Consider the following 22160-nt stretch of genomic DNA (forward strand, 5'->3'; position numbering starts at 1 on the left):
GAAGGTGTATATGTAGCTCACGAAAGTATATCTTATTGATTTTTATTAATTTAAATATCAATTCATACAATCTGTTTTTGTTCCAGAACGTTCCTGGCATCTGCCATTTTATCGGGAGTGTTTTTAACGAGCAAAGCACGTTAACGTACGAACGATGACAATAGGTCCGGATACACGCATCCGTCAACCGTGAACGTACGAACGATGACGTTTTGATAATTAGATGGGGAATGCCCCAGGTTTTTTTGCGTCTGAAGGAAGGCAATCAGGAAATGAACGAGTCTCAGAAAGCCAAGACTCCCTCTGTTAGTTGAGCAGTCTCACTCCTCGCTAAAATCCGCGTCTTCAGCCTCTTCATCATGATGCTTGCCGTTTATCTTTTTCATCTTATCGATGGAAACAAGAACTGCAGCAATCTCTTCGCCGGTAAATCCAGCTGCTTTCATCATTTTCAGTTTTTCAAGCAACGGGTCATCCAGGATCGGGGCATTTTGTGCCGGTGCCTGAATAGGGTCCTTTTTCGCACCGAGAGATGGGCTTCTTTTTAGGATATGAAATTTGATATTTCTACCGACCTTCTCTTCATGGTATTGCAGATAACCTATCTCATGTAGCTCACGAAGTGAGCGCCGTATAATTTCATTCTGAGCGGAGACGTGGGAAGTTAACCGCAGTCGGTCTCGGAATCGTTTCATGCTGATTGGGGCCGGGTTCTTCGGCAAGCTCGCCAGATAGGTATACAACGCCTGTGCAGACTCTTTTCGTTGTAAGCTGTCCAGTGCCTTAAGCCGCAAAAAAACCTTATAATCAATCGCGTAAAGCTCTTTGATGCGGGGGTCACCTTCTATCTCGATCTCATTTGTTTTGATGTTATAACGTGCCCAGTTTATCAGGCCGGTAGTAAGCGTGGAATCTTCGTTTCTGAACTGAAATGTCACCATTCTTAGCTTAACCATCGAGGCGTCGATACGTGCTTTCATGTGCTTATTCGATCGTGTCGGGTCAAATCCACAGTTTTTGAGGAACGTTGAGAAAGGTAATTTTATTCTTCCCGAAACTGAGACATCGTTAAAATCGTGAATCGTCCTGACAATTCCCAGCCAGACTCGAAAATCGGTGTTCATATCCAGCCGGGGGCTAGATAGGGAGATCTCCTTGTACCCTTCACTGGAAGCGACCTCCATATGCTGGAGCTCGTTTGACACGTCCATAGTCACAACTTTATCAATGGAACGTGTTTTGCCTGTAGCCAAGGGAGTCGGGACAAATACCCCTAGTCTTAGCAGCGCAACGGGCTGGACAGTGCCTGTGTTCCCTGGTGCGAAGTGAGTAACTTTGCCTGTTTGTCCTGTCACTTCAAAAGAAAAATAACCTTTCCCACTGATATCTTTAGATATTTCTTTGTTTACTTTCTTCACAGGTTACCCTTCTGCAAACGTACGAACGATTACTTAATATCATATGAACGATGTTAAAAATACATACCAACGATGACGAATTTCAACCTAGCAATGACATAATCACGTACGAACGTTGACAAAACTACGTACGAACGATGAGGGAAAGTGACGATTTTTATCATAAAATCAATGGGATGAAGGAACGGGGATCCTTTGGGTTTTATTTAGGTTAGATCTTGGATCATATTGGGATCTATTATTGGTTATACCCTGTGGATAACGGTGATAAGTGTCTTGCCCCTCCAGATTGCTTACAAAACCAGCAAAATAGCTTCTTTCCGGGCATTCCCCCCCCTGATCCTCCCGAAGCTGGATTCCAGATCGAGATAAACAACGGCAAACAAGCGTAAAAGGCAACGTACGAACGCTGATGTTTTGTTTTAAAAACTGTTATTTATTAATATGATAAAAAAAAGTCAATGTGTGTTGTATCTCTGCCTGGTAATGCTGGTGGTAGAATTTGGGAACAGCTAACAGTGAAGACAATCCCCCCCCAATGACAAAATGCCCCTGAAACGCCACAGGATTAATCGTAGAATTTATACGTAGGTAGATACCTTTTTTCTGAAAAATGTCCTCAGAGAGCGTTTACGGGCTTCTGAGGGGCTAATTGACTTAAGGATAGGGTTGCTGAAAGGTTGGATCCTGTTTGATCCAGAAAGGATCAGTGAAATGTTGGATAAGCGGGCCAAGCGGATCCCAATCCCTGAAAGCCTGGAGACATTGACCATTTTAGGACTTTAACCGGAATCGTCCATCGCGGACGAATAGTTTTTTCCGTTCGCCGTCACCGGATGGACAGGCGAAGCGCGGCAATCTCGTTTCGCTGTTCCACTGCACGACCGGGGGCCGGAATGATGGAAGCTCTGGGCATTCCGATACCTGTATCTACTGAACTGCCGTAGTTTTCAGCGAAAGTTAAGCCAGTAAACATCGGATATTCTCAACGCTGTAATTCCTTATGAATTTCAGAATAGTGCTACAATGATTTTCCTTTCTGAATGTGACAGGCATTTATGTGTTTGCCAATATTTTAAAAAGGTGCGACATCATATATAGTCGCACCTCCTTAAATATAAATTATGACCTTATGTTTTTCAGTTCACTACGGTTTTCTTCAATATTGCCACGTGCATCATCAAGCGCTGTTCTTAACCATTCCCTGTCAAACCAGCTTCGCACCGGGCTGTTTTTATTAATAAATACCAGTTCGGCATAATGTTGCCCATAGACCTTGCCTGTGTGTCTACCTCTGACCTGGATTTCTAGGTTTTTCAGTTCACATTTGCCACTCAGAATATCTGCGATGCATAAATCTTTGCATTCATCATCCCAGGTATCAGATGTGTCCCAGTATTCCTCTTCGCTTTCTGTCACAATGATTTCAAAATTGGCGGTGGAACGTGACATAACCAGGTCTCCTTCATACGAAGGCGTTATGCTTTCATGAATTTTATATCCGTCACCTTCCAGTGTGCTACAAATCTGCTCAATGCTCCCACGGACACTCTCCAGCATGTCATTAAAGCGCTCTTCATATCCAATGTCGTCTGGGTAATTCTCTAACTCTGCCCGGATGGTATTAGCATGAGAATACCGGTAGCCAAAACTGTTGCGCTCAAGGGTGAGTGTTGTGTCGCTGTCTTTTATTACTTCGGCAACCTCTTCTGCCAGCTTTTCGGTGATGTGGTTATCTCTCAGCAGACCAGACAGCAAAGTCAAAATTTCTTTGTCATGCAGCACGCCGTAAAATGCCACACCATCTCCCTGGCAATAACGTAATGAATAGTCCAGCTCCAGATCGGCGGGCCAGCCGTGCGCCAGCAGAGTGTTTTGGCAGTGACGATTAAACAGATTGTTAAAAACGTTCATAGCGAGTTCTCCAGCAGTTGAGGATAGTATGCGGCTTGACCTGTGCCGTGAGACAAACGCAGACGGGGAAAACAGAACGAAAAAGGGCGGAGAAGGAAGCCGCAGCTCAAAGTTTTTGCAGGCTGAACGCCTGTAAAAATTTTGAGACCGGGTGACTGAGACGGCGACAGCTTCCCTTTGAAGTGATGTGACCCGTCTAAAGTGGTCTCACGGCACAGGTCCCGGTACCGGGTTTACCGGGACCGTGGGCCTGTGCTGGTGGATTGAACGAAATTGAAATTGCTGAGGGGTAAAATGGAGGAAAGTGAATCTTGACGATTTACTCATAACCGTATTTTGTGGCGGCTTTTACGGCCGCATCATAAAATTCCTCTTTAGCCATTTTTTCTTCTCCGCCACAATCAAGTGTCACGGTCCTGAAACTTGTGAGGTCAGGTTCATTACGCGATTTTAACTGGCAAGATAAATATTCTTTCCCTATTGGTACCAGGCCCATATTTCTGTCCTGCCAGCTGGAATATGACACGTACGATGCAGCAATAACGCTAAAGAATACGAGAAATGTCCATTCATTCCGGTTTAACAGGTCCTTACGGAAAATTGCTCCGGCGATGGTCATCACCGGCATAATCCACACAACAATACTGGTTAAAACAAAGAACATGCTAAACATTAGCCCCTCCTAATACCATCTTTCGTTAATACCTTCTGGCGTATTAAATATGTCACCAGAGGTGTTTTTCCTAACTGTATTATCCTGCCTCAGGATATGCATAATTGCCGCCTCCCTGCTATCAAAACTGTGTCTGGTAACAGTATTTACAGGGGCATCAATATTGCTCAATGATACATTCGAGTCAGTCCCTTTTGGACAAATGTCGAACCAGTGGTGAATACGGTAGATTTCACCACTTGATTTCAATACCGGCAGTGGCCCTTCTGACAGCGACTTAGGCAGCATAACTTCGAATACATCAACGCCAGACGACTCCTGTAGATGTGAAGAACCAAGGAGTTTGTCTATGATAAACTCATCCTTATCGTCTTTTAGGTTATCGGCAATATAAATCCGACGATGTACCCCACGTTCAGCTTCCTCAATGACAAAATATAAACGGTTTTCTATCATCTGAAGCTGGCTGTAAGCACTGTAAGACAGAGAACCATATTTCACGCTATCCATTTCAACATTGCGATCTGCACTGAACATCCCGATGTCGGGAGTTTTGTTAGCCATGCCCAATGCCAGCCGGTTCCCCCGAGTTTCAAGCCTTTCGAGTTTTCCTTCCTGATGAGCAAAGCGTGATACATACTCCTGAAAAAGTTCCTTTTTCAGGGATTCGCTGGCGTTGTGATAAAAATACCCTGCGGCCTCACTCTCTGTAGTGACGTAGATATATTGCCAGTCTCCCCGGTCAATGTAGATGCCTACCGGTATCATCAATCTCGGATGCTGCACCTGGCCCCCGGTTTTGCGGTAATCATTCATTTCGCAGTAGGCCGTCATCCATTCACGTACCCCAGCCTCAAATTCAGCAGGGTTAGCCGGAGACAGTTTTCGCAGGTCCTCTTTACCTGTCTCAATGTATTCAAAAGCTCTTTGTTTTTCGTGGAAGCTGGAGAACACTGATTTCAGCCCTTTCCACTCATTGGCCTCCGGCCATTCATAGAGGGTTGTTTCGCAGACACTATTTTTGCTTAGCAAAGCAGGCTTGCTGGAATCCAGAGTCAGCCCTTTTGCTGACATTTTGAAGGTCAGCAGCATGGCCCACTTATGTTTTTCCACGCGATCATCACGTTCCTCGTCTGTAGGGGTTACGTACAGAGCCAGTCTGGCATTTGTCATGACTATCAGACGTAACGGTTTGCTACCCCGGGAGATGGCCATCTCCACTGCGGCCTCTTTATGGCTCAAACCGCGCCAGGCGATCAGGTCCATCATGCCAAGTAATGCCTTCCAGCTTTTCTCGTTGTCAATTCCTTCACTAAGCGGCTGACCTTTTTTGTCAGCCCGCCAGGTGATAACTGTCTTGTCGACGATTTCAGCACGGTTAGCTTTAGTGCCTATGTTGCCATCAACCAGCGCTCTGAGGAGCTTTTGTCGATATGGCATCTCCTGCTCTTCTTCCGCTCTCAGGACAGCTGAAAGGCGTTTGAAGAGCTTTATGTAGTACATAAAATCCCTACGGCTGGAGCGGCTGTTGATGTAATAATCCAGATCATCGGCTTTTACCGCGTCCAGACAGAGGAATCCCACGCTGCTGGCGTCATCCCACGGATCACGCTGAAAATTCGTGAGGGATACTTTCGCATTAAATTCACGTACATCATTAGCCCGGGTGCGACGGTAGATATCTTTTTTGACCGGAACCTCCACGCAAATCTCATTGTTGCGGGTAAAGGCCACTGCCATTCCCTCATCATCGATGAAATCGGCGGTAAAATAATAGGATCGGTAACTGGTACCAGTATCGACTTTCACAACACCTGGCGCGGTATTTGGTGTACAAACAGCTCTCCACTCGCAGAACACCCTTGAACCTGAGCGCAAATGGCTATTGGCCTGGGTTATATACTCCTCAATAGAGGGGCGCACTTTCGCATCAGGATCGTCCAGAAGACCAGTACCATCATGATCGTAAATGAATCGACAATACGTCTCCTGGAACGCCATAGAGACGAAACTTAAGCGGTCCTGAGGGTCGTAGAACTCGCCAAAGAGCTTAAGCCGGTGGTCGAGCCCGCAGCACAGGATAAGAAACCGGTAATAATGCAGAGCAACCATCTCATGGGCTTTGAGTTTGTCCGTGTAGGACACGTCATTGAACGTCACCTGCGAACCGTCAACGCCACGAAAGATATTTCCCTGCTCATCGGTGGTCGGGAAAAGCGTATGAGCGCCGAGGTGAGATTCAACACCGGAGTAGACCTGGAACAGCCGTTCGCCGTCCCGAACCATCAGGAAAACGGTCTGGTTTTTGGCATTAAGCTCCCAGTTCGCCCAGCGGTCCTGATAATCAATATAGCGCCGGGTCGTGGTCATACAGACCACGCAGCGCTGTGACGGGAAGATCTGCTCCACCAGCCCCGGATGGTTCTTTAATGCCTGGAAAAAAAGTGGCAGCTTTTCAAAATCAAACCATTCACCGATATCGAGAAAAACAGCGGTTTCCTCGTCGACGGCCAGCTTACGCTGTACGAACGTTAAGGGAATGTGTGCCGGTGCTGAATCGCCCTCTCTGATCGTGTTAACCACCACATCTTTACCGATGTAAAGGTCAAGGGACTTGATACCGTCCATCAGCTTATTCAGCGTTTCACGACTATCTTCAGCAATAGCCAACTGTGCGGCGGCCGACTCTTCCAGATAGGGTGTAATAGCCATGACGGCTTTCGAAATCACAGAGTTCTTTTCTTTGATCCAGTCGATTTGGGCCTGCGCGATTTCATGTCTGAACTCAACTGCCTGCTTGAGCTGTACTATTTTTGTTTCATCTATTCCGGAAGAAAGAGCGGAACCGAGAGATGCTAACTCCGTAGATGACGACAGGCCCGGAACCATAGGCAGTTGTTTTTTCTCATCCCCAGGAGCTGATGAACTGGCTTTTTTCGCTTCAATCCTGCCAAGAAGTTCCGTACGCAGAGCATCAGGATCGGACATGGTGTCGGTCATTTGCTGTGTCAGCTGGCTAACCCGGTTTTGAGCGGCCAGCAGTTCCTGACCACGGATTTCCTGCCCGTCATCGGCAAACTCAAATTTGTCCAGAAAATCGTCGAACAGAAAGCGGTGTTCTTTAAACGATTTCGTCGTGCTGTAGCTACGGCCAGCAGCATCGGTGAATTTGAAAACAAAGTTTTTGTCGAATTTTGACGGATGGGTGCGGAGGATCACGGTATGGAGTGCATTATCGACCCAGCGAAGCGACTCAATCAGCAAAACCTCATCCTGCTCTATACGTTGTTCAGGAATCGCGTTTTTGGCACGCCAGTATTGCCCCCCCTTGAGGGAGTAGAATTTATGAAATTGTTCCGGCTGCTGTTGGTGCGGGATAATGTCAGGCATATTGCCATCTCCTGTGATCGTTCACTCCACGATGTGCAGAATGAAAAATGTTCTAACGCCCGCTTACGCGAACAACTCGCCGTTATCAATAATCGGGTTCATCTCAAATCCCGGGAAGTCAGAAAAAAAGCCGGTGGCTGAAATTCGTAACCATTCCAGAATACTATCAAAACACATCCATCTGCGGTTGAGCCGTTCGGCGGCAAGGCCTGTTTTTAGAGAGCCAGCGAAAGGATCAACCACCAGCTCGTTTTCTTCCGTCAGAAACCGTATGAAGAAGTCGGGGATGGCCGTAGGGAACATCGCCCCATGTCCAGGAAGCCCTAACCGTTTAGCTTCCTTGTGAAAGCGGCGAGTGTCAGCACACGCATGGCCTCGGATTATCACATTTTTGGGAATAGCCCCGTCAGTGGATTGAGAAAAGGCACCTGGTTTCACGACATGGGCTCCGTCACCGTAGATGGTCGTACGGTTCTCTCCGCCTCTGGCAACCAACGCGCTGTGGCTCTCTGTATGGGGCTGCAAAACGCGCTGGTTACAGGAACGGACAGCATCAGGATTATTGGTCAGCCAGAAAATAATTTCATGACCGGCCAGCAGCTGAACTTTCTTACGGCAGGCCCAATATGTCGGTGAGGGTGGTTTGCTCATATTCACCCACGGCACCCGGTCCATCAGGTAGAGGTCAAGTTTTTCGCACAAGGCCAGTAGCAGGCGCTCCGGGTAGAGGGAACGTGAAGGCTGACCCGGATTAAAAATATCCTGACCGATATTCAGCACGACAGAACCACCGTTAACCAGCTGGCGGGCGATTGGTCTAATGGCTTCCACGATGAAATCAATATAGTCACTGTCGTTTTTGAAGGCTGCGGCATAATCCCGCTGCTTTCTGAGTGGATACGGTGGAGATGTCAGGCAGAGATGGACCGGTTCGGTATTGCCAGGCAACACCATTGTAGAGTTGCCTAAAATCGCTACCCCGAGATCTGTACTGAATGCCACTATACGTGTCCCTTCCCGCGCTTCGGAAAGTCCGGAATTTTTTTTCCTGCAGTGACGCCATAGAGAGCGGCCGGAGCTTAAACGTTCGATGACGTTCATGGCTTTTAGTGTCTGTTGGAACCAACGGATACGGTGTTTAATTTTGTTATGAGGAACACCGGCCAAACCGAATTTTTCTTTTGAATTGAAATCATTATCTGAAATTGAAAGGCGAGACTGTACCTCCCGATACAACTCATCATTGGTGAGTTCACGGTCAGCATCAGAGTAAATAGTTTCAATTAAATCCAGGTTCAGACGAGACATAACATACCCCTGTTGAATTCGTAAAATCATTATCTCATATTTATAATTGAGTGCCAGGGGTGATTTTCATTAGATTAAAAAATAATCCGATAAAAAATTATATGATTTATAAACATCCACTGTTTATGGATGTATAACTTTCGAATCCCCAAAAACCATTTCCCTTTGATTGCAGTGTTAGATGGAATTCTTGTTATGGCTACGAGAACCCCTGTGTTAGGGGGGGCTCGATAGCGTCATTTCACGCAAACAGTTAGTTTTAGCTGGTGGACATTTTAGGTAATGTTGCACACAAAAAACATAATAAGTTATCCTGAGCTTCCTCAAGAACATCATGGGCGACGTCATGGGACATCCTTCCATTTTGAAACTTAACATTATCACTGGATAAGATTTTTTTCGCCCATTCTATATTATAAAAAGCGAAACAGCTTTCCTCAGTTTTTAGGAATAACTGGCCTCCATGTTTGATAAACTCGTTGTTTCCTAAAAATGTTGTTTCCATAGGTACAACCTATAAATGAATTTAATTATTGACGGCGTTAATCCGCTCTTCCGGGGTATTCCCTAGTTCCAGCATTTGTCCGGCCCCGTTGATGAGAATTTTCTTTCCATGCATAATCGTTGCCATTGCACGCCAGGCATCACCACCATTTTCTCCCCAACGCTGAATTCCTGCTTGTTCCATATCATCTTCACAGGCAAAGAAACGGGAACCAGGTAGTTTGGCCGGGTCAAGATTCAAAGATAAATCACTCTGAATACAGATGCCGTTTTGTGTCATAAAAAACAGGTTGCGTAATGCCTTTTGTTCGCTGGAAACAGAGCTGCCGTCCGAAAGAAGCTGGTGGGTTGTTACCACAACACGAGAAAGGTTCGGACAGAATGGCGTAGCGGCGATAAGCAACACTCTGGCATCAGAAACGGCATAGATACCAAGAAGTTCAGACAAAATCTCACGCTGAGAGGGAACTGAAAACACCAGAACATCATCACCGCGAACGCTGTCCGCATCAATGCCGCTGCTAGTGAGGATGTCCAGCAGTACTTTGCTGCCGCTGGATTGCGGATCAATCCAGGTACCTTTCCTTTGACTATTTAATGTAGTTATCCAGTGTTGAGGAGCATTACCGTTAAAAGTAAAAGTGATCTTTGCACTGTTTTCTGTCGACATATCGCCTCACTGATAGCTAGTGTTGGGTTAATTAAGAGGGCCAGTATAGTCAGTCATAGTGGCAACCCCATTCTCCTTAGTGAATGTTTCTTTTATTGTTTCAATAAGTTGCTCGACTTTTACATCAGAAAGTGACTCTGCATCAATACCGAGTCCGTTTGGAGCTAAATATTTATTATTGAAATGAATGAGTTCTTCACGGTTCGAAGGGATATCATTCAAATTTACGATAACAAAATCTTCGCATATTCTTTTTACAGCTAGTTTTCCATCTACAACTTCTAAATGAAGAGCTTCTTTGTCTTTGACTGAAATCGCTTTGCTGACATCTTTGTTCGTCATGTTTTACCCTTGTGTATGGATTGATAATAAACTAATAGCACCAACAAAAACGCTAAAGGTTGCACCCTGGCTTGGCATCATTAAAAAATCTAATGCCTCGTTTTTAGATATCATTAGTTTATCCTTGATAATTTAGTAAGAGAGTAACAATTCAGGGCAAGCTGTGTTATTCACTATAAAGCTATTATGCCAGAAATAAATGCTATGACCAGGGGTGAAATGAGATTGAAATGGAAATAATTTGTTTTTGCCCAGTGTTTATGACTGATTGTTAGTTTCATTTAAAACTAGCGCGTGCGGATAAAAACCGGACACCGGCTATTGCTAATGTCCAGTTCTGTAGCCATGTAGCATTATTAAATAAGTTGTTTATTATTAATATATTTTTCGTAAAGCCGTGCTAGTTCTTTGTGTCTCAAACAAACCACACGATATAGATTTCGTCTTTCTGTTTCTGGCAATAACCGATATACCGCAAGGAGTTCTTCGGTATCACTATTGAAAACCGCATTATTATTGACCGTTGAAAGAGCCTGCCCCTGCTGCTTGTTATCGAGTTCACTGATATCTTTCAAACGCAAACTGAAGCTTTTTGCCAGAACGGAGATTTCTTCAGGGGGAAGATTCTGCAACTCTTTCGTCAGGCCTTCACTGTTTGCCTTAAGTGTTTCATCCTCACCGGAGACAAAGCCCCGAATCCATTCCGTCGATACTCCGACTGCACATGCGATGTTGTGCAGGGCTGTCTCACTGGCGACCCCATCCTTGAACCAGGACTCCACTACAACAGAATCGGTACCGGCGATTAGTGCAACATCATCTGTCTCCATCTTGTGAGATGACATAATTTGAAGCAAATTAACAGGTTTAAAAGGCACCATTTTTTTCTTCCCCGGCAATCAAATAACTAATTAAAGCAAGACGTTGGGCAGTTTCAGTAGGATCCGGTGAGTGGTATTCATAGTCAACGGATGTTTTGTCCAGAGGCCCACCACGAAGTTGGTCAATCAGGTCGTTATTTGATCCTGGTTTAAGAATGCTAATTGTGTTTTGTTGGCTCTGGCCTGATTTAACAGAATCATCCACACCTTTGCCGCTTGCATTATTCTGATTGTCGTCGGAAGTCATTTATACCTCTATGGCGGTTAATTTTTTTTGTTCTCTCTGTGTTTGATTCAATGATGTTAACAGATACTAACGGATACTTTCTCGCTGGAAAACAGGAAATACTGCAGCGGATAAGAATTATTTGGGAAAGTAACTTTTCTGGCAGTTAATGACAGCTTGTTACCTCACTGCCCGGGGCGCAATCCTGTTTTTGCTTCAGCTGCTGCGTGTATATCCCTGCATCTAAAATCTGTTGGCCGTCATCACAAATCAGAACAACGACCGGATAGCCAAAACCGCTGATTTCAGCTGATTGCTGGTCAACCAGCTCGCACTGTGTAAAGTCCCTGGCACCTGGCAATAACTCATCCTTACCTGTCGCAACAGAGTTCTCCAGCGTATGAAAAGCAATACAGATCACAAGAGCGCTGATAGTCAACGTCAGGGCCATAGGGCTACGTCTGCGCCATGCAAAAACGAAACCACAGATAATGCAAACCGCAATCAGAAAAAGGGCCAGATAATAAATTTTCTCTAACATGGTAGTCCCATTCAAACGCTTTCAATATGTGAGTCAGCATTCCGTGTACCGCATAGCTTTTTACGACTGGCTATACGCTGCTTTATACGTTCACGTGCTTCAGCTATCTCATCGATGCAAAGCATCTGACCGGTTAAAAGGATATGCCTTTCCTCGCGTTCCGCATCCGACAGAAAATCAATCGGTGTTCCTGTGTAATCAGGAGGCAAAGGTAACGCCTGCTCCCAGCGAGATGCTGCCAATATAGCGAGGCTGTCCAGGCGAAACTGCACCCCTTCCCGACCTAAGGATGTAAACAGATCGATAGCCCGGACTTCGTCATTAGGACGTGCTGTGCAATGCTGCATAAACGAATCCTTACGCATGGGCATGAGCGGTAAGTTTCACCCGGTTTGCGCCACCATCGGCCCAGGTGAACAGCAGACGATATTTTGAAGAGACACGGATAGATGACATATCTCCCGCCCTTTCACGTTCTCGTAAACGTGTATGGTGAATTTTTTCATAGTTACGACTTTTAAGACGGATCAGGTCAGCTTCGCTTGCCGCATTATGCAGCTCCTCAAGCGCCCTTTTCAGACTGTTGGTAATATCCGTTGGAAGACCTGACTGCGATTTCCCGCTCTTAAATAACTTCTCAAGGTTCTTTTCTTCAAATGAATGGATCATATTTTCTCCTTTGTTGAATACATGATTGCATATTAAAACGCTGCATCAAGGGGTCATTTTTAGTTTGAGCGTGAAAATTTAAAATTATTTTTCATAAACACCCGCCATTTATGATTGTGGTTTTCCAATGTGGCTGGCTCTGATGTGATAATTTCTGAATATTTCTGATGATAAAACTTTTCCGGGTTAATTTTCACTCATCGCATAATTAGGGGGTTATGGTAGCCTGGTAAAATGATATAATATGATAAAGATAAAAGGGGGCGGCTTATGTCAGGTTATATCAATTGTCAGACTATCTTTGCTGAGAAAAGCAAAATGCTTATAACCTCTGAAAATAGTGCAAACTCTATCCTGGAGCAACTAGAGTCGGCGGGGGTTCCTGTTGAATCACAATGCCGTTCAGGTTTTTGTGGTGCATGCAGGCTCAAGAAAAAATCAGGAAAAGTCACTTACAACTGCTTCCCCCTGGCTTACGTAGGTGCGGATGAAATTCTGCCATGCTGCTGTCGTCCCTGTGGCGATGTTGTCCTTGATATTTGATAATTTACCCTGATTGCTATGCTATAAAAGCCGGGAGGGGGTTATGGCTAAGAAAGGAAAAGAAAAAATCGTTCAGGAGGCTCTGTTAAAGGGTTATACCGTAAAGAGAAGTGGAGATCGGTTTGAAGTTTCTAAACCAGGAAAAAAATAATTAGCCTGGTGATTTTGCCAGATGGTACAGCCTATCGCGGTGATGTAGATCTGACCATTACCAAAACGATATGGACACAGAAACAGATGAAAGAAGTTCTTGGGCTTACTGCCGCAAAAAAGTAACTTTCTTTGATTGCAGTAACCATCCATAACACGAGAGGGACCACGATGTCGGACCAGGCTAAGTATTATGATTATTACCTTGTTGAAGGACCAAAGGTTAAGGAGTTAATTCAGTCCTATGAAACTGTCGGAGAGCAACGTTCCATGGTTATTGATGAAGCCTGCAGGTCAGTCGGGGCAATTGCATTCATTAATTCATACGGATTGGGAGATAAAGGGGATAAATTGCGTGCCTTTGCCTGGGATGCTGAGTGTACCTTTCCGTGCCCCATAACGATTAAAGAGCGATCTATATTCAATAATAAACCGGTGATAGTTGTACGCGGCAAAGGCAACACAAAGGAAGGTCGCGACTACAATAAAAAACTGGATTCGGTTATTAAATCAGCAAATGAAAGGCTCGGTTCGTATCCTTGTTGGGAATCTTACATTATCAACCACTATGGCGTGATGCGAACAGCACAAGGCGGTCCATCCTCCTTCCGCAAGCATGCAACGGCTATGCTGACAACGAAATGCGGTATGCTCTTTGAAAGAAATGATGCTCTGGTATTTTGCATTCCGAATAGAGTTGATGGATTCAAAAATGAAGTGTCTATTCCCCCTGATTTTATAAAATTAACCTATGGACAGTATTATGATATGACTTCAAATCAATGATTTTTTAATATATTTAACATTACATCACAAGCAACATTTTTTGTTTGTAGGGAAAAGGAAAGGATATGAGTGATTTTTATTATATCGCTATATTTTCATTAAATGTAATTCTTGACATCATTGTATTGTTGATGATTGGTAGAGTGATGATTTCTTCCCTATATAACAGAAAGGACGCCATATTCATTATTGTTAACATCACAGGTTTATTCCTTGTACTCATAGGTATAACCTTGATAGCATACAATATGTTCTATAAGCATGAGCATGTATCATACAGTGTGATTACACTGTTCGTATCGGCTGGACTTACTCTCTTAATTTTCGCCATTATGAATTTAATCCCAGCATTGAGATGTTTGAATCCTTCCGCCCCCTTCTCCTCAGGATTCAGAAAGATAGTTGTAAATGAAGCCTTAAAAGAAGTGGCATTAAGTATTATTTTATTTCTATTGTCGCTGGTAATGTTCTTTAACGCACGCTTGTTGTTAAACACGATTTAAAGTTGCTAAACAATAGCATTAAAATATTTCTTGTTTAGTAATTAGGGGGTTGATGGACGAGTCAAATAGAGTAGGATAACACTAATAAATTAAAGTGAGGTGTGTCATGAAACTTGAACAAAATGAAAACTGGCAGACTCGTTCTCGTGGTGATAACGACAGTGAATACCAAATTTACCTTGCTTGTGCAGATAATGGAAAAGGTATTGACGTCACTACCGGAAAGCCACTAAAAACTTACGATGAATGGTGTAACAGCTGATAAAGGGAGCCATGCATGGGTAAGTTTTATTGGGCAATTTGTCATCACTGTGAAGGCCACGGTACCATTGACAACCCAGCGTTTTCGGATGGTTTTACCAGCGCTGAGCTTTACGAAATGGAGCCAGAGGAACGGCACAGGATAGTAAACGGTACATATGATGTTGCCTGCACCACCTGTAAAGGCAGTGGGAAAATTAAGGTCCCCATTATCAGTGCTCTGACTTTTGGGGAAAAAAGAGCTCTTGTCGTAGAACGCCGCGAACGTCGTGAGTTGGCGGACTTAGCTCAAATGGAAAAAATGGAACGGATGATGGGATGCTGATAGCCTCTACCCCCCCCTATCTGTTAAAGGGGGGGGATGCTTAGGCTAACTAAAGAAAATAAAAAGTTCTAAATCCTTTTTATGGTCAGCAAAGACCGGAAATCGACAGAATTTTCCTTTACGATCGTGAAACTACTCACATCTCAAAAATTCAGGAAGCTATTATGAAACCCTCAAAATTTTCAAATGTTCCCCGTGCCCTACTGCCCGCCCTTCTGCTGACGATATTCATGAGTTCTGGTAGCGTTGCTCGCAGTATTGATGAGCCACCCATAGATACATTTTCATCTAATGATTCTCGACCGTTGAAACACATTAGCGAGCTGATTAATGAGCGAGACACTGCCTCAGCGAAGATTTCAGAGGAGTACGCAGGTCATCCAGATTTGGATGAACTGTCAAATAAAACGTCTACGATGTTATTGAAAACAGTTAAACAAAGTGACATTGAAGAACTTAATTCTAACATTAAGAATTTAATTGTAATTCTTGAAAGAAAAAACAAAGAGACGGATATTTCGAGCGCTGGTGCGGAACTCAATAAATTAATGTTAAAAAAGAGTGAGATAAATGAAGCCCTGGAAACTCAAACCGCCATTGAAAAAGACGCTCTCTTTCGTTCGGCAAAATTAGCAGGTCATCAGGACATGTATGATGTCGGAAATGAGTTTAAGGAACTTGAAAACTTGAAAAAATTGAGCATAAAGCTCGAATTTTATATAAATTGCATTCACCTTTTTATTCTTTCTGTGAGTTTGATTTTATTGACTGCATTGATCGTGTATGAGTACACCCCGTTCAAAAAGTTACTGTCAAAGCTAAAAAAGTAATGTGAAATTAGAATCTGGTCGATAATTAAATTTAGAGGGTATGAATGAGTATGAAAAACAGCAAAGAGGATTGGTATTTAATTCGCAACCTTAAATGGTTGAGTCCGCTTGTTATTCTTTCTTTTTGCCTGTTAAGCTCACAGGTATACGAGATTTTAGGTGAAAACAATGTTATCCCTGAGTATATTATAAAAATCATTGCGGCAATCGCACTATTCATCAGTGCATTTAACGCAAGAATGACCCCAACCATTTCAGCCAGAATATTTATCATCACGATCTATATGTTGGGTGCTAGTGTGTTAGTTTTTTTTCTTTTCAATTTTCTTAAGGGTAATGTTTAATCGCCCTTTGGATAATGCTTGAGGTTTAATCAAATGATTTCTAACGTACCAACGGGTCGACTGGTAAAAGTCATTAGGGCAACGGCCAGGGGTAGTGACTATCTGGGGCCCTGTGAGATTTGCTCGAAAAATATGCCAGAGTCGTATGCGGCCCGCTATGGAAGGGAGAGAATGAGAGAAAATGGAGTTGTGTATATCGACAAATCAGGCGGTAGCACATACGGGCATAAAGAATGTTTAATGGCAATGGTTGATGTTAAGCCTGATGCCTTAGCACTCCATCCTGGTAGCGAAAAATCCAAAAAGTAACTTTCTTCTGTCTGATGGTACTCCACTTAAAGCCTGGTTCCGGGCTTTTTATTTCAAAAAAAAGCCTGTCATCGACAGGCAAATTTAACTAACGAACATTGAATAATAACGAGAATAGTGTATCACAAAAAGTTACTGAAATTCGTGTTCTTCAAGCATCAATGCATCACCGACGATGTAATCATCATGCCTGATAGCAGTGACTGCCATAAGGGTCGCATTGTTGTTAATTGGCAAAGATAGAAGCTTCCCTTCTTCATTGATAATTAACCAGGTGTAACGCGTATCTTCATGTACGATAACAGGATTAAGTCTCACTGCCTGAATGTAACCGCCTACCATTTGTTGCATATCGGCGAGCGAGAATACACCTTCATTATCACGGCTACCGTCAAGGTCCTGAGGGGATAGCTTTCGAATACTATCATCTGCTGAAATCAGTAATGCCATAGGTTCTTCCTTTCCAGGGATGCTGTCGTCATTCGTCTTTGGCTGTATGCATTTTTTCAATGAACGGGATAACCCATGGTTGAACATAGTGGAAATACTGCTCATTGGTGGTTTTTGCGTCAGAGTCAGGTGCCTTCTCTACCTTTGTCATTGTATTGAAAACAACAGCATTGTTCACAGACTCCAGAATAATACGACACATTTTTATATTACCCGTCTCTCCTTCTACAGATGCCTGGTAATTCAATTCAGCAGCAATCTTATCTCGGATTTTCATATGTTACCTTTTAGAGTGATACGGGATTAGTCTATTTTTCCACATATAAATGTTTAGTCAATATAATCCCGGTTTTGATTGTGAAAAATAATATTGATCATGCCTGTTTCAGACGTGCATGAACGATTTTAATGCTATTTCATGTGAGTCTGTCATTGATGATGAATATCGCGCATCTCTATTCTTACATTTTAAGTTGCTTCGTCAATCCCCTGATTTGTTCGTATGCTATATTTAAATGCTGGAGGAGTCCTTCATCTCATAAACAGTGAGAAATTATATGAAATACACATCGCCATTTTTTTCTGACTGATTTTTTTAATGATGTAGCGTACGTTGAGGAACATGATGTGAAGGTAGTGTTGATATACAGTCCGGGTAACTAACGATTTTATAAATTATTAAGGTTTAGTATTAGTGTATTTTTATGAGCATAACCTTTTGAACGTATAAGCAATTCACTGTTAATCATCCCCTCACTCCAGCCCACTCCGATTCTTTTAGCCTTGCTTCTAACCTCAGGATCCGTAACATCTTTCATAAACAGTGAATGTTTATGATGGAGTAGTTTGGATGAGTATTCTGGCTGAGTGGTTGCAAGAAAAATGCTCTGCTAATGTCTGGGTATACGTGAAGCGTCTATCCGCGAACGATACCGGCGCGACAAGATCCCACCAGTCTGGTCTTTACATGCCAGGGGCAGTCATTGATGAGCTGTTCCCTTCACTCCGTGATACTCAGTTAAGAAATCCAGAAGCACTTTTTTCAGTGCACATGTCATCTCATCCTGATTGCCCTGACCTTAATGATGTAAGGGCCATTTACTATAACAATAAGTTTTTCGGTGGCACCCGGGATGAAAAACGGCTGACGGGCTTTGGTAGACAAAATCCGCTCCAGAATCCGGAGAATACAGGAGCTCTGGCCCTTCTCGCGTTCGACCATATCCCCGGCACATCTTCCAGTTATTGCGATGTCTGGGTCTGCAAAGACCTGACCGAGGAGGAGGTTCTTGAACCTATTATTGGAGAAGTTATCCCGGGAGGAACAATATTTGGTCCTGGAGACAAAATAATTGGGGGATTCGTTACCGAGCACTCCCCAGCCAGGACCAGGTATGAGCTGCCGCCGGAATGGGCCCATCACTTTCCTTCAGGAAGGGAAATTATTGGTTTTGCCGCATGTCATTACGATAAAAAATCTGACGATCCGGACACTCAACTGACGTGGCGGCGGAAAATTGAGTTTGAAATTTTTCTAGCCGTTGAGGAACTGCACGTGCTGGGTCAGATAGCCGAAGGCTTTGCCACGGTGAATGATTTTATTACGCTTGCTAACTCAGTGAGTAACCGGAGGAAGTCTCGTGCCGGGAAAAGTCTTGAGCTCCATCTTGAATCTCTTTTCAAAGAACACGGTGTAATGAGCTTTGAAACTCAGGCTATCACGGAAGGTAAGAAAAAACCCGATTTCATCTTTCCTTCCGGTGCTGCCTATCGCGATCCTTATTACCCTGCTGAACAGTTACGCATGTTGGGGGTTAAAACCACCTGTAAGGACCGCTGGCGGCAGGTACTGAATGAGGCTGACAGAATTGATACAGTACACCTGTTCACCTTACAGCAGGGCGTATCTGTGGCACAGTTCAGGGAAATGCAGTCTGAGGGGATACGGCTCGTTGTACCGGTAGGGTTGCATAAGGCCTTTCCCGAGGAAATCAGGGGTGAGCTAATGTCACTATCTGCGTTTATAGATGAACTTAAAAAACTCTATTGGTGACATCCCCCCACATCTGGCGAGAGTCGTATGCGCAATGGGATGATACCAGCATAGATATTTGAAGAGCCCCTTGGGGCTCTTTCAATACCTTCTATTTCCGCGCCTTCACAGCCTCGATGATCCGTGACTCCAGCAATTTCGCTACTGCATCGAATACCGGCACGATGACGGAATTTCCGAACTGGCGGTAAGCCTGAGTATCGGATACGGGGATTCTAAAAGTTACTTTCCCTGGCTGCTCAAATCCCATTAGCCGGGCACACTCACGCGGTGTTAGACGACGAGGACGTCGGGTCATGTTCTCTGGGTCGTTAAAGTTCTTTTCACCGAGTTCGCTATCCCAACCACGATCAACGAGCGATTCTGAACCATCCTTGTGATATCTCGCTGATATTGTGCGAGAAATTGCATCATCATTTTCAGGCTTCACCAGTCCAAAACCAAAACCATTGCCTTTCTCTTGGTGTTTTTTGGCGTACTTATAGAGATAATCCCACAGCTTTGGCGTTAGTGTATATTTATCTTCTACTTCACTATCAAGAAGCTCTCTGAACAGGACCTTTTTTTCCGGGTACAGAGAAGAAATGTCACCAAGACTAAATCCCTGGCTTAAATTCAGGTCACGTCTGAACCCCACCAGAACAATACGCTCCCGGTGTTGCGGGATGAAATGTTTACCATCTATAACTTTTGGATCTTCGGCACCTGTTGCTTCAGCGTCGGCGACGTCGTAACCGAGTTCATCCAGGGTATCCATAATGACGCGGAATGTTTTGCCTTTGTCGTGGCTCTTGAGGTTCTTGACGTTTTCCAGGACAAAGATGGCTGGCTTTTTCGCCATGATGATGCGGGCCACATCAAAGAATAGGGTCCCTTGGGTGTCACATTCAAAACCGTGTTTACGGCCAAGTGAGTTTTTCTTACTGACACCGGCAAGGCTGAAAGGCTGGCATGGAAACCCAGCTAACAGGACATCGTGATCGGGTATCGATTTGTCGATATTGGCGTAGGCGGCTTCTTCGCTGACATCATCTTTATGACTGAGCGTGACATCCCGGATGTCTGAATTGAAGATATGTGCGTCGGGGTCACAGTACCAGTTAGCCTTATAAGTCTTGACTGAATAGCTGTTCCATTCACTGGTGAAAACACACTTGCCGCCAATGGCCTCAAATCCATGACGGATGCCGCCGATACCGGCGAAGAGATCGATGAAGCGAAATGCATAATCGGGGTGGTTAGCAGGCGGCTGAGGGAGCATCTTTTCGAGCAGAGACGCTTCGGTTACTGTGAGCGAACGAGGTCCACATTTACCATTAATCCAGCGGTTCAGGGTCTCCCTGGTCCAGTCTGAATTACCCAGCTTACGGAGAAGCTCTGCAACGAACTTCTGATCATAAATTTCCAGGACTTTACCTATCAGTGTCAGGTCCCGTTGCTGTTGCTTGGCCTCTTCATTTCGTGCTTCTTCTACCAGCTCTTCTGCAAGGGATTCAAATTCAGACATTCTTACCTCCAAAGGTTATATGAGTGATAGTCTATCACTCATATAACCCAGGGGGAATGATATCTGGGTTTTTAACCAGTACAAAGAGCTCTGGCGAGCCAGGACTCCTGTTCTTTGTCATTTCTTACAGGGCTCACGGCTGGTTATATTCTGAACGCTGACTCTCTATAATCTGATGAAGGGTCTCATGAACATGGTCATCAATGGTGATTTGGTGGCCCTCAATGTACTCTGGAGCATCCTTTAACCCTTTGTATACGATTTTGTCCATGCCAAACTGATCTGCCGTGATATCGACAACAAAGAGCATTCCATGTACGTTGGCAACAACCCAATAATGCCCCTTCATACCGGCTGCAGTTAGAATTCCACCATCACCAACACCATCTCCACCGGCGATACGTGTCCTGACACCTGAATATTTCTCCAGGAGCATGGAAACCAGAATCGAACCATACATACAGGTTCCTGTGGTATCAGCAGTATTGAGGCTACTGGAGATTACATTTTCAAAAATCCGCCGGGACATCTCCACGACTTCACGCGGAGGCGAGAATTGTTGCGTCACTTTCCCCCCTCCCTACTGTCAGCTCAATTAACCTATACGTTCTCATTCGTCCTGTCTTGAATGTGTTTAGCAATCAGAGCTATTTCGGAACTTCGGTCATTCAGAAGACCACTCAGGTCATCCCATATTCCAACTGGAATTGGTCTGTCACCAGAAAGCCACTGACGGATGCGCCTGCCGTCTGACAGGCCAAGGGCTCTGGCGAGTTCCGTTTGCCAGCGCTCACCAAACAACAACTGACCAGCACTGATGAGTAATGCCCTACTATCGTCTTTCACATTGGTTGATTTCATCTCTGATTTCATCTCATCGGGAGAGCCCCAATCCTGCGTAATGCCGAAATACATTCATCAACGCCAAAAAGGGCTTCAGCTGGTGGTTGCTTGCCTGAGAGCTGGCAGGCGGTGCAGGCTGCATGATATGCGTTAGCTCGCTCCCGGTGAAGAGCCTGGAGAGCGACTACAACCAGAGTACGGTCGTCACCTGTTAAATCGTCAAGTTTCATATAAGCCTCAGATGTTATGGGTCTGTTGGTACTTAGAATGGTTAATCCTTGTTAATGCCGTTCGCTGAAAAGTCCTGAACAGTTCCTGTCACTGCAGAGAGAAGCCGGAGGATGTTCTGTTCTCCGATGACGGCAAGTGCGGTCGGCATCAGTCCGAACTTATCACTTGTCAGGCCAATCGCCATTTTATGCTCGCTGTGACGATTAGCAGACTCAATACGGTCTATGAAGACGTTCACGCATCCATCAATACCATGTGATTTTGCAGCTTCGGTCATATCCCTGGCGTGGTCCCCGTCCAGAACGAAAAAGACACGCTCATCCAGAACCAGAGCTGTTGTGTCGCAACCGTATGCTGCTGATGAAAAGTTATAGCTGATATGAAAGCGCTCAAATCCGCGAGTCATATTGGGCGCTGGTGTATTGATCACAGGTATAACATCTGAGGTAAAACCCAGTTCAGCTAATTGAGGGATAGTTGACATGAACG

27 protein-coding genes are annotated in these 22160 nt (G+C 44.5%); 8 read left to right on the forward strand and 19 right to left on the reverse strand.

Going from position 1 to position 22160, the window contains the following annotated elements; genetic code table 11:
- Positions 1–320 precede the first annotated feature (320 nt).
- From CE636_RS00825 to CE636_RS00885, 13 genes are all read right to left on the reverse strand, one after another.
- Positions 321–1418 (reverse strand): RepB family plasmid replication initiator protein, encoded by a 1098-nt coding sequence (locus tag CE636_RS00825; protein ID WP_024266240.1) that lies wholly within the window; start codon positions 1416–1418, stop codon positions 321–323.
- 1122 nt (positions 1419–2540) lie between these two features.
- Positions 2541–3332 carry a hypothetical protein gene (locus CE636_RS00830; RefSeq protein WP_014839964.1) on the reverse strand — a complete coding sequence of 264 codons (792 nt, stop codon included), beginning with the start codon at positions 3330–3332 and terminating at the stop codon, positions 2541–2543.
- Positions 3333–3651: 319 nt separating this feature from the next.
- Positions 3652–4005: a hypothetical protein gene (locus CE636_RS00835; protein ID WP_017901018.1), complete on the reverse strand. Its 354-nt coding sequence runs from the start codon at positions 4003–4005 to the stop codon at positions 3652–3654.
- A gap of 9 nt (positions 4006–4014) precedes the next feature.
- A complete protein-coding gene (locus CE636_RS00840) occupies positions 4015–7395 on the reverse strand; it encodes a hypothetical protein (RefSeq protein WP_014839963.1) in 3381 nt (1126 codons plus the stop codon).
- Positions 7396–7458: 63 nt separating this feature from the next.
- Positions 7459–8703 carry a site-specific DNA-methyltransferase gene (locus CE636_RS00845; protein ID WP_017901019.1) on the reverse strand — a complete coding sequence of 415 codons (1245 nt, stop codon included), beginning with the start codon at positions 8701–8703 and terminating at the stop codon, positions 7459–7461.
- A gap of 259 nt (positions 8704–8962) precedes the next feature.
- A complete protein-coding gene (locus CE636_RS00850) occupies positions 8963–9208 on the reverse strand; it encodes a hypothetical protein (protein ID WP_024266234.1) in 246 nt (81 codons plus the stop codon).
- A gap of 21 nt (positions 9209–9229) precedes the next feature.
- Positions 9230–9877 carry a hypothetical protein gene (locus CE636_RS00855; protein ID WP_014839962.1) on the reverse strand — a complete coding sequence of 216 codons (648 nt, stop codon included), beginning with the start codon at positions 9875–9877 and terminating at the stop codon, positions 9230–9232.
- Positions 9878–9904: 27 nt separating this feature from the next.
- Complete coding sequence (locus CE636_RS00860; protein ID WP_017901020.1) at positions 9905–10219, reverse strand: hypothetical protein; 315 nt, start codon at positions 10217–10219, stop codon at positions 9905–9907.
- 356 nt (positions 10220–10575) lie between these two features.
- On the reverse strand, positions 10576–11100 hold the full coding sequence (locus CE636_RS00865; RefSeq protein ID WP_017901021.1) for a hypothetical protein: 525 nt from the start codon (positions 11098–11100) through the stop codon (positions 10576–10578).
- Positions 11087–11347: a hypothetical protein gene (locus CE636_RS00870; RefSeq protein WP_024266227.1), complete on the reverse strand. Its 261-nt coding sequence runs from the start codon at positions 11345–11347 to the stop codon at positions 11087–11089. Before CE636_RS00870 ends, CE636_RS00865 begins: the two co-directional genes overlap by 14 nt.
- Positions 11348–11492: 145 nt before the next feature.
- Complete coding sequence (locus tag CE636_RS00875) at positions 11493–11867, reverse strand: hypothetical protein (protein WP_017901022.1); 375 nt, start codon at positions 11865–11867, stop codon at positions 11493–11495.
- 11 nt (positions 11868–11878) lie between these two features.
- Positions 11879–12214: a hypothetical protein gene (locus CE636_RS00880; protein WP_017901023.1), complete on the reverse strand. Its 336-nt coding sequence runs from the start codon at positions 12212–12214 to the stop codon at positions 11879–11881.
- A 10-nt stretch (positions 12215–12224) separates the two neighbouring features.
- Positions 12225–12536 carry a type II toxin-antitoxin system RelE/ParE family toxin gene (locus CE636_RS00885; protein ID WP_014839961.1) on the reverse strand — a complete coding sequence of 104 codons (312 nt, stop codon included), beginning with the start codon at positions 12534–12536 and terminating at the stop codon, positions 12225–12227.
- A 270-nt stretch (positions 12537–12806) separates the two neighbouring features.
- On the opposite strand from CE636_RS00885, the gene yfaE reads away from it, so the two are divergent.
- From yfaE to CE636_RS00915, 7 genes are all read left to right on the forward strand, one after another.
- Positions 12807–13079: a class I ribonucleotide reductase maintenance protein YfaE gene (yfaE, locus tag CE636_RS00890; protein ID WP_017901024.1), complete on the forward strand. Its 273-nt coding sequence runs from the start codon at positions 12807–12809 to the stop codon at positions 13077–13079.
- A 321-nt stretch (positions 13080–13400) separates the two neighbouring features.
- Positions 13401–14015, forward strand: coding sequence for a hypothetical protein (locus CE636_RS00895; protein ID WP_014839960.1), 615 nt, complete (start codon positions 13401–13403; stop codon positions 14013–14015).
- A gap of 65 nt (positions 14016–14080) precedes the next feature.
- A complete protein-coding gene (locus tag CE636_RS00900) occupies positions 14081–14518 on the forward strand; it encodes a hypothetical protein (protein WP_017901026.1) in 438 nt (145 codons plus the stop codon).
- Between the two features lie 106 nt (positions 14519–14624).
- Positions 14625–14780 carry a hypothetical protein gene (locus CE636_RS28385; RefSeq protein ID WP_024266223.1) on the forward strand — a complete coding sequence of 52 codons (156 nt, stop codon included), beginning with the start codon at positions 14625–14627 and terminating at the stop codon, positions 14778–14780.
- A 15-nt stretch (positions 14781–14795) separates the two neighbouring features.
- The gene (locus CE636_RS00905; protein ID WP_017901027.1) at positions 14796–15104 is read left to right on the forward strand and encodes a hypothetical protein; all 309 of its coding nucleotides are present in this window, start codon (positions 14796–14798) and stop codon (positions 15102–15104) included.
- Positions 15105–15268: 164 nt separating this feature from the next.
- Entirely contained in the window at positions 15269–15934 is a 666-nt protein-coding gene (locus tag CE636_RS00910; RefSeq protein WP_017901028.1) for a hypothetical protein, read from the forward strand.
- Positions 15935–15984: 50 nt separating this feature from the next.
- Entirely contained in the window at positions 15985–16278 is a 294-nt protein-coding gene (locus CE636_RS00915; RefSeq protein WP_223226678.1) for a hypothetical protein, read from the forward strand.
- Positions 16279–16719: 441 nt separating this feature from the next.
- Here the strand turns inward: CE636_RS00915 and CE636_RS00920 are convergent, their stop codons facing one another.
- Both CE636_RS00920 and CE636_RS00925 read right to left on the reverse strand, forming a co-directional pair.
- The gene (locus CE636_RS00920; protein ID WP_017901030.1) at positions 16720–17037 is read right to left on the reverse strand and encodes a DUF3846 domain-containing protein; all 318 of its coding nucleotides are present in this window, start codon (positions 17035–17037) and stop codon (positions 16720–16722) included.
- Positions 17038–17065: 28 nt separating this feature from the next.
- Complete coding sequence (locus tag CE636_RS00925; protein ID WP_017901031.1) at positions 17066–17314, reverse strand: hypothetical protein; 249 nt, start codon at positions 17312–17314, stop codon at positions 17066–17068.
- 573 nt (positions 17315–17887) lie between these two features.
- On the opposite strand from CE636_RS00925, the gene CE636_RS00930 reads away from it, so the two are divergent.
- Positions 17888–19090, forward strand: coding sequence for a type II restriction endonuclease (locus CE636_RS00930; RefSeq protein WP_017901032.1), 1203 nt, complete (start codon positions 17888–17890; stop codon positions 19088–19090).
- A 91-nt stretch (positions 19091–19181) separates the two neighbouring features.
- On the opposite strand, the gene CE636_RS00935 is transcribed toward CE636_RS00930, so the two are convergent.
- From CE636_RS00935 to CE636_RS00955, 4 genes are all read right to left on the reverse strand, one after another.
- A complete protein-coding gene (locus tag CE636_RS00935; RefSeq protein ID WP_017901033.1) occupies positions 19182–20597 on the reverse strand; it encodes a DNA cytosine methyltransferase in 1416 nt (471 codons plus the stop codon).
- A 133-nt stretch (positions 20598–20730) separates the two neighbouring features.
- The gene (locus tag CE636_RS00940) at positions 20731–21165 is read right to left on the reverse strand and encodes a hypothetical protein (RefSeq protein ID WP_024266216.1); all 435 of its coding nucleotides are present in this window, start codon (positions 21163–21165) and stop codon (positions 20731–20733) included.
- Between the two features lie 32 nt (positions 21166–21197).
- Positions 21198–21512, reverse strand: coding sequence for a hypothetical protein (locus CE636_RS00945; RefSeq protein ID WP_017901035.1), 315 nt, complete (start codon positions 21510–21512; stop codon positions 21198–21200).
- Positions 21513–21711: 199 nt separating this feature from the next.
- A complete protein-coding gene (locus tag CE636_RS00955) occupies positions 21712–22155 on the reverse strand; it encodes a hypothetical protein (RefSeq protein ID WP_017901036.1) in 444 nt (147 codons plus the stop codon).
- Between the last annotated feature and the right edge of the window lie 5 nt (positions 22156–22160).

Source organism: Klebsiella sp. LY (assembly GCF_004010915.1).
Lineage (GTDB): Bacteria > Pseudomonadota > Gammaproteobacteria > Enterobacterales > Enterobacteriaceae > Klebsiella > Klebsiella quasipneumoniae.

Bases quoted from the DNA above. Each gene is read 5' to 3' on its own strand.
- CE636_RS00830 (WP_014839964.1), bottom strand. From the start codon at position 3,332: ATGAACGTTTTTAACAATCTGTTTAATCGTCACTGCCAAAACACTCTG.
- CE636_RS00835 (WP_017901018.1), bottom strand. From the start codon at position 4,005: ATGTTTAGCATGTTCTTTGTTTTAACCAGTATTGTTGTGTGGATTATG.
- CE636_RS00840 (WP_014839963.1), bottom strand. From the start codon at position 7,395: ATGCCTGACATTATCCCGCACCAACAGCAGCCGGAACAATTTCATAAA.
- CE636_RS00845 (WP_017901019.1), bottom strand. From the start codon at position 8,703: ATGTCTCGTCTGAACCTGGATTTAATTGAAACTATTTACTCTGATGCT.
- CE636_RS00850 (WP_024266234.1), bottom strand. From the start codon at position 9,208: ATGGAAACAACATTTTTAGGAAACAACGAGTTTATCAAACATGGAGGC.
- CE636_RS00855 (WP_014839962.1), bottom strand. From the start codon at position 9,877: ATGTCGACAGAAAACAGTGCAAAGATCACTTTTACTTTTAACGGTAAT.
- CE636_RS00860 (WP_017901020.1), bottom strand. From the start codon at position 10,219: ATGACGAACAAAGATGTCAGCAAAGCGATTTCAGTCAAAGACAAAGAA.
- CE636_RS00865 (WP_017901021.1), bottom strand. From the start codon at position 11,100: ATGGTGCCTTTTAAACCTGTTAATTTGCTTCAAATTATGTCATCTCAC.
- CE636_RS00870 (WP_024266227.1), bottom strand. From the start codon at position 11,347: ATGACTTCCGACGACAATCAGAATAATGCAAGCGGCAAAGGTGTGGAT.
- CE636_RS00875 (WP_017901022.1), bottom strand. From the start codon at position 11,867: ATGTTAGAGAAAATTTATTATCTGGCCCTTTTTCTGATTGCGGTTTGC.
- CE636_RS00880 (WP_017901023.1), bottom strand. From the start codon at position 12,214: ATGCAGCATTGCACAGCACGTCCTAATGACGAAGTCCGGGCTATCGAT.
- CE636_RS00885 (WP_014839961.1), bottom strand. From the start codon at position 12,536: ATGATCCATTCATTTGAAGAAAAGAACCTTGAGAAGTTATTTAAGAGC.
- yfaE (WP_017901024.1), top strand. From the start codon at position 12,807: ATGTCAGGTTATATCAATTGTCAGACTATCTTTGCTGAGAAAAGCAAA.
- CE636_RS00895 (WP_014839960.1), top strand. From the start codon at position 13,401: ATGTCGGACCAGGCTAAGTATTATGATTATTACCTTGTTGAAGGACCA.
- CE636_RS00900 (WP_017901026.1), top strand. From the start codon at position 14,081: ATGAGTGATTTTTATTATATCGCTATATTTTCATTAAATGTAATTCTT.
- CE636_RS28385 (WP_024266223.1), top strand. From the start codon at position 14,625: ATGAAACTTGAACAAAATGAAAACTGGCAGACTCGTTCTCGTGGTGAT.
- CE636_RS00905 (WP_017901027.1), top strand. From the start codon at position 14,796: ATGGGTAAGTTTTATTGGGCAATTTGTCATCACTGTGAAGGCCACGGT.
- CE636_RS00910 (WP_017901028.1), top strand. From the start codon at position 15,269: ATGAAACCCTCAAAATTTTCAAATGTTCCCCGTGCCCTACTGCCCGCC.
- CE636_RS00915 (WP_223226678.1), top strand. From the start codon at position 15,985: ATGAAAAACAGCAAAGAGGATTGGTATTTAATTCGCAACCTTAAATGG.
- CE636_RS00920 (WP_017901030.1), bottom strand. From the start codon at position 17,037: ATGGCATTACTGATTTCAGCAGATGATAGTATTCGAAAGCTATCCCCT.
- CE636_RS00925 (WP_017901031.1), bottom strand. From the start codon at position 17,314: ATGAAAATCCGAGATAAGATTGCTGCTGAATTGAATTACCAGGCATCT.
- CE636_RS00930 (WP_017901032.1), top strand. From the start codon at position 17,888: ATGAGTATTCTGGCTGAGTGGTTGCAAGAAAAATGCTCTGCTAATGTC.
- CE636_RS00935 (WP_017901033.1), bottom strand. From the start codon at position 20,597: ATGTCTGAATTTGAATCCCTTGCAGAAGAGCTGGTAGAAGAAGCACGA.
- CE636_RS00945 (WP_017901035.1), bottom strand. From the start codon at position 21,512: ATGTATTTCGGCATTACGCAGGATTGGGGCTCTCCCGATGAGATGAAA.
- CE636_RS00955 (WP_017901036.1), bottom strand. From the start codon at position 22,155: ATGTCAACTATCCCTCAATTAGCTGAACTGGGTTTTACCTCAGATGTT.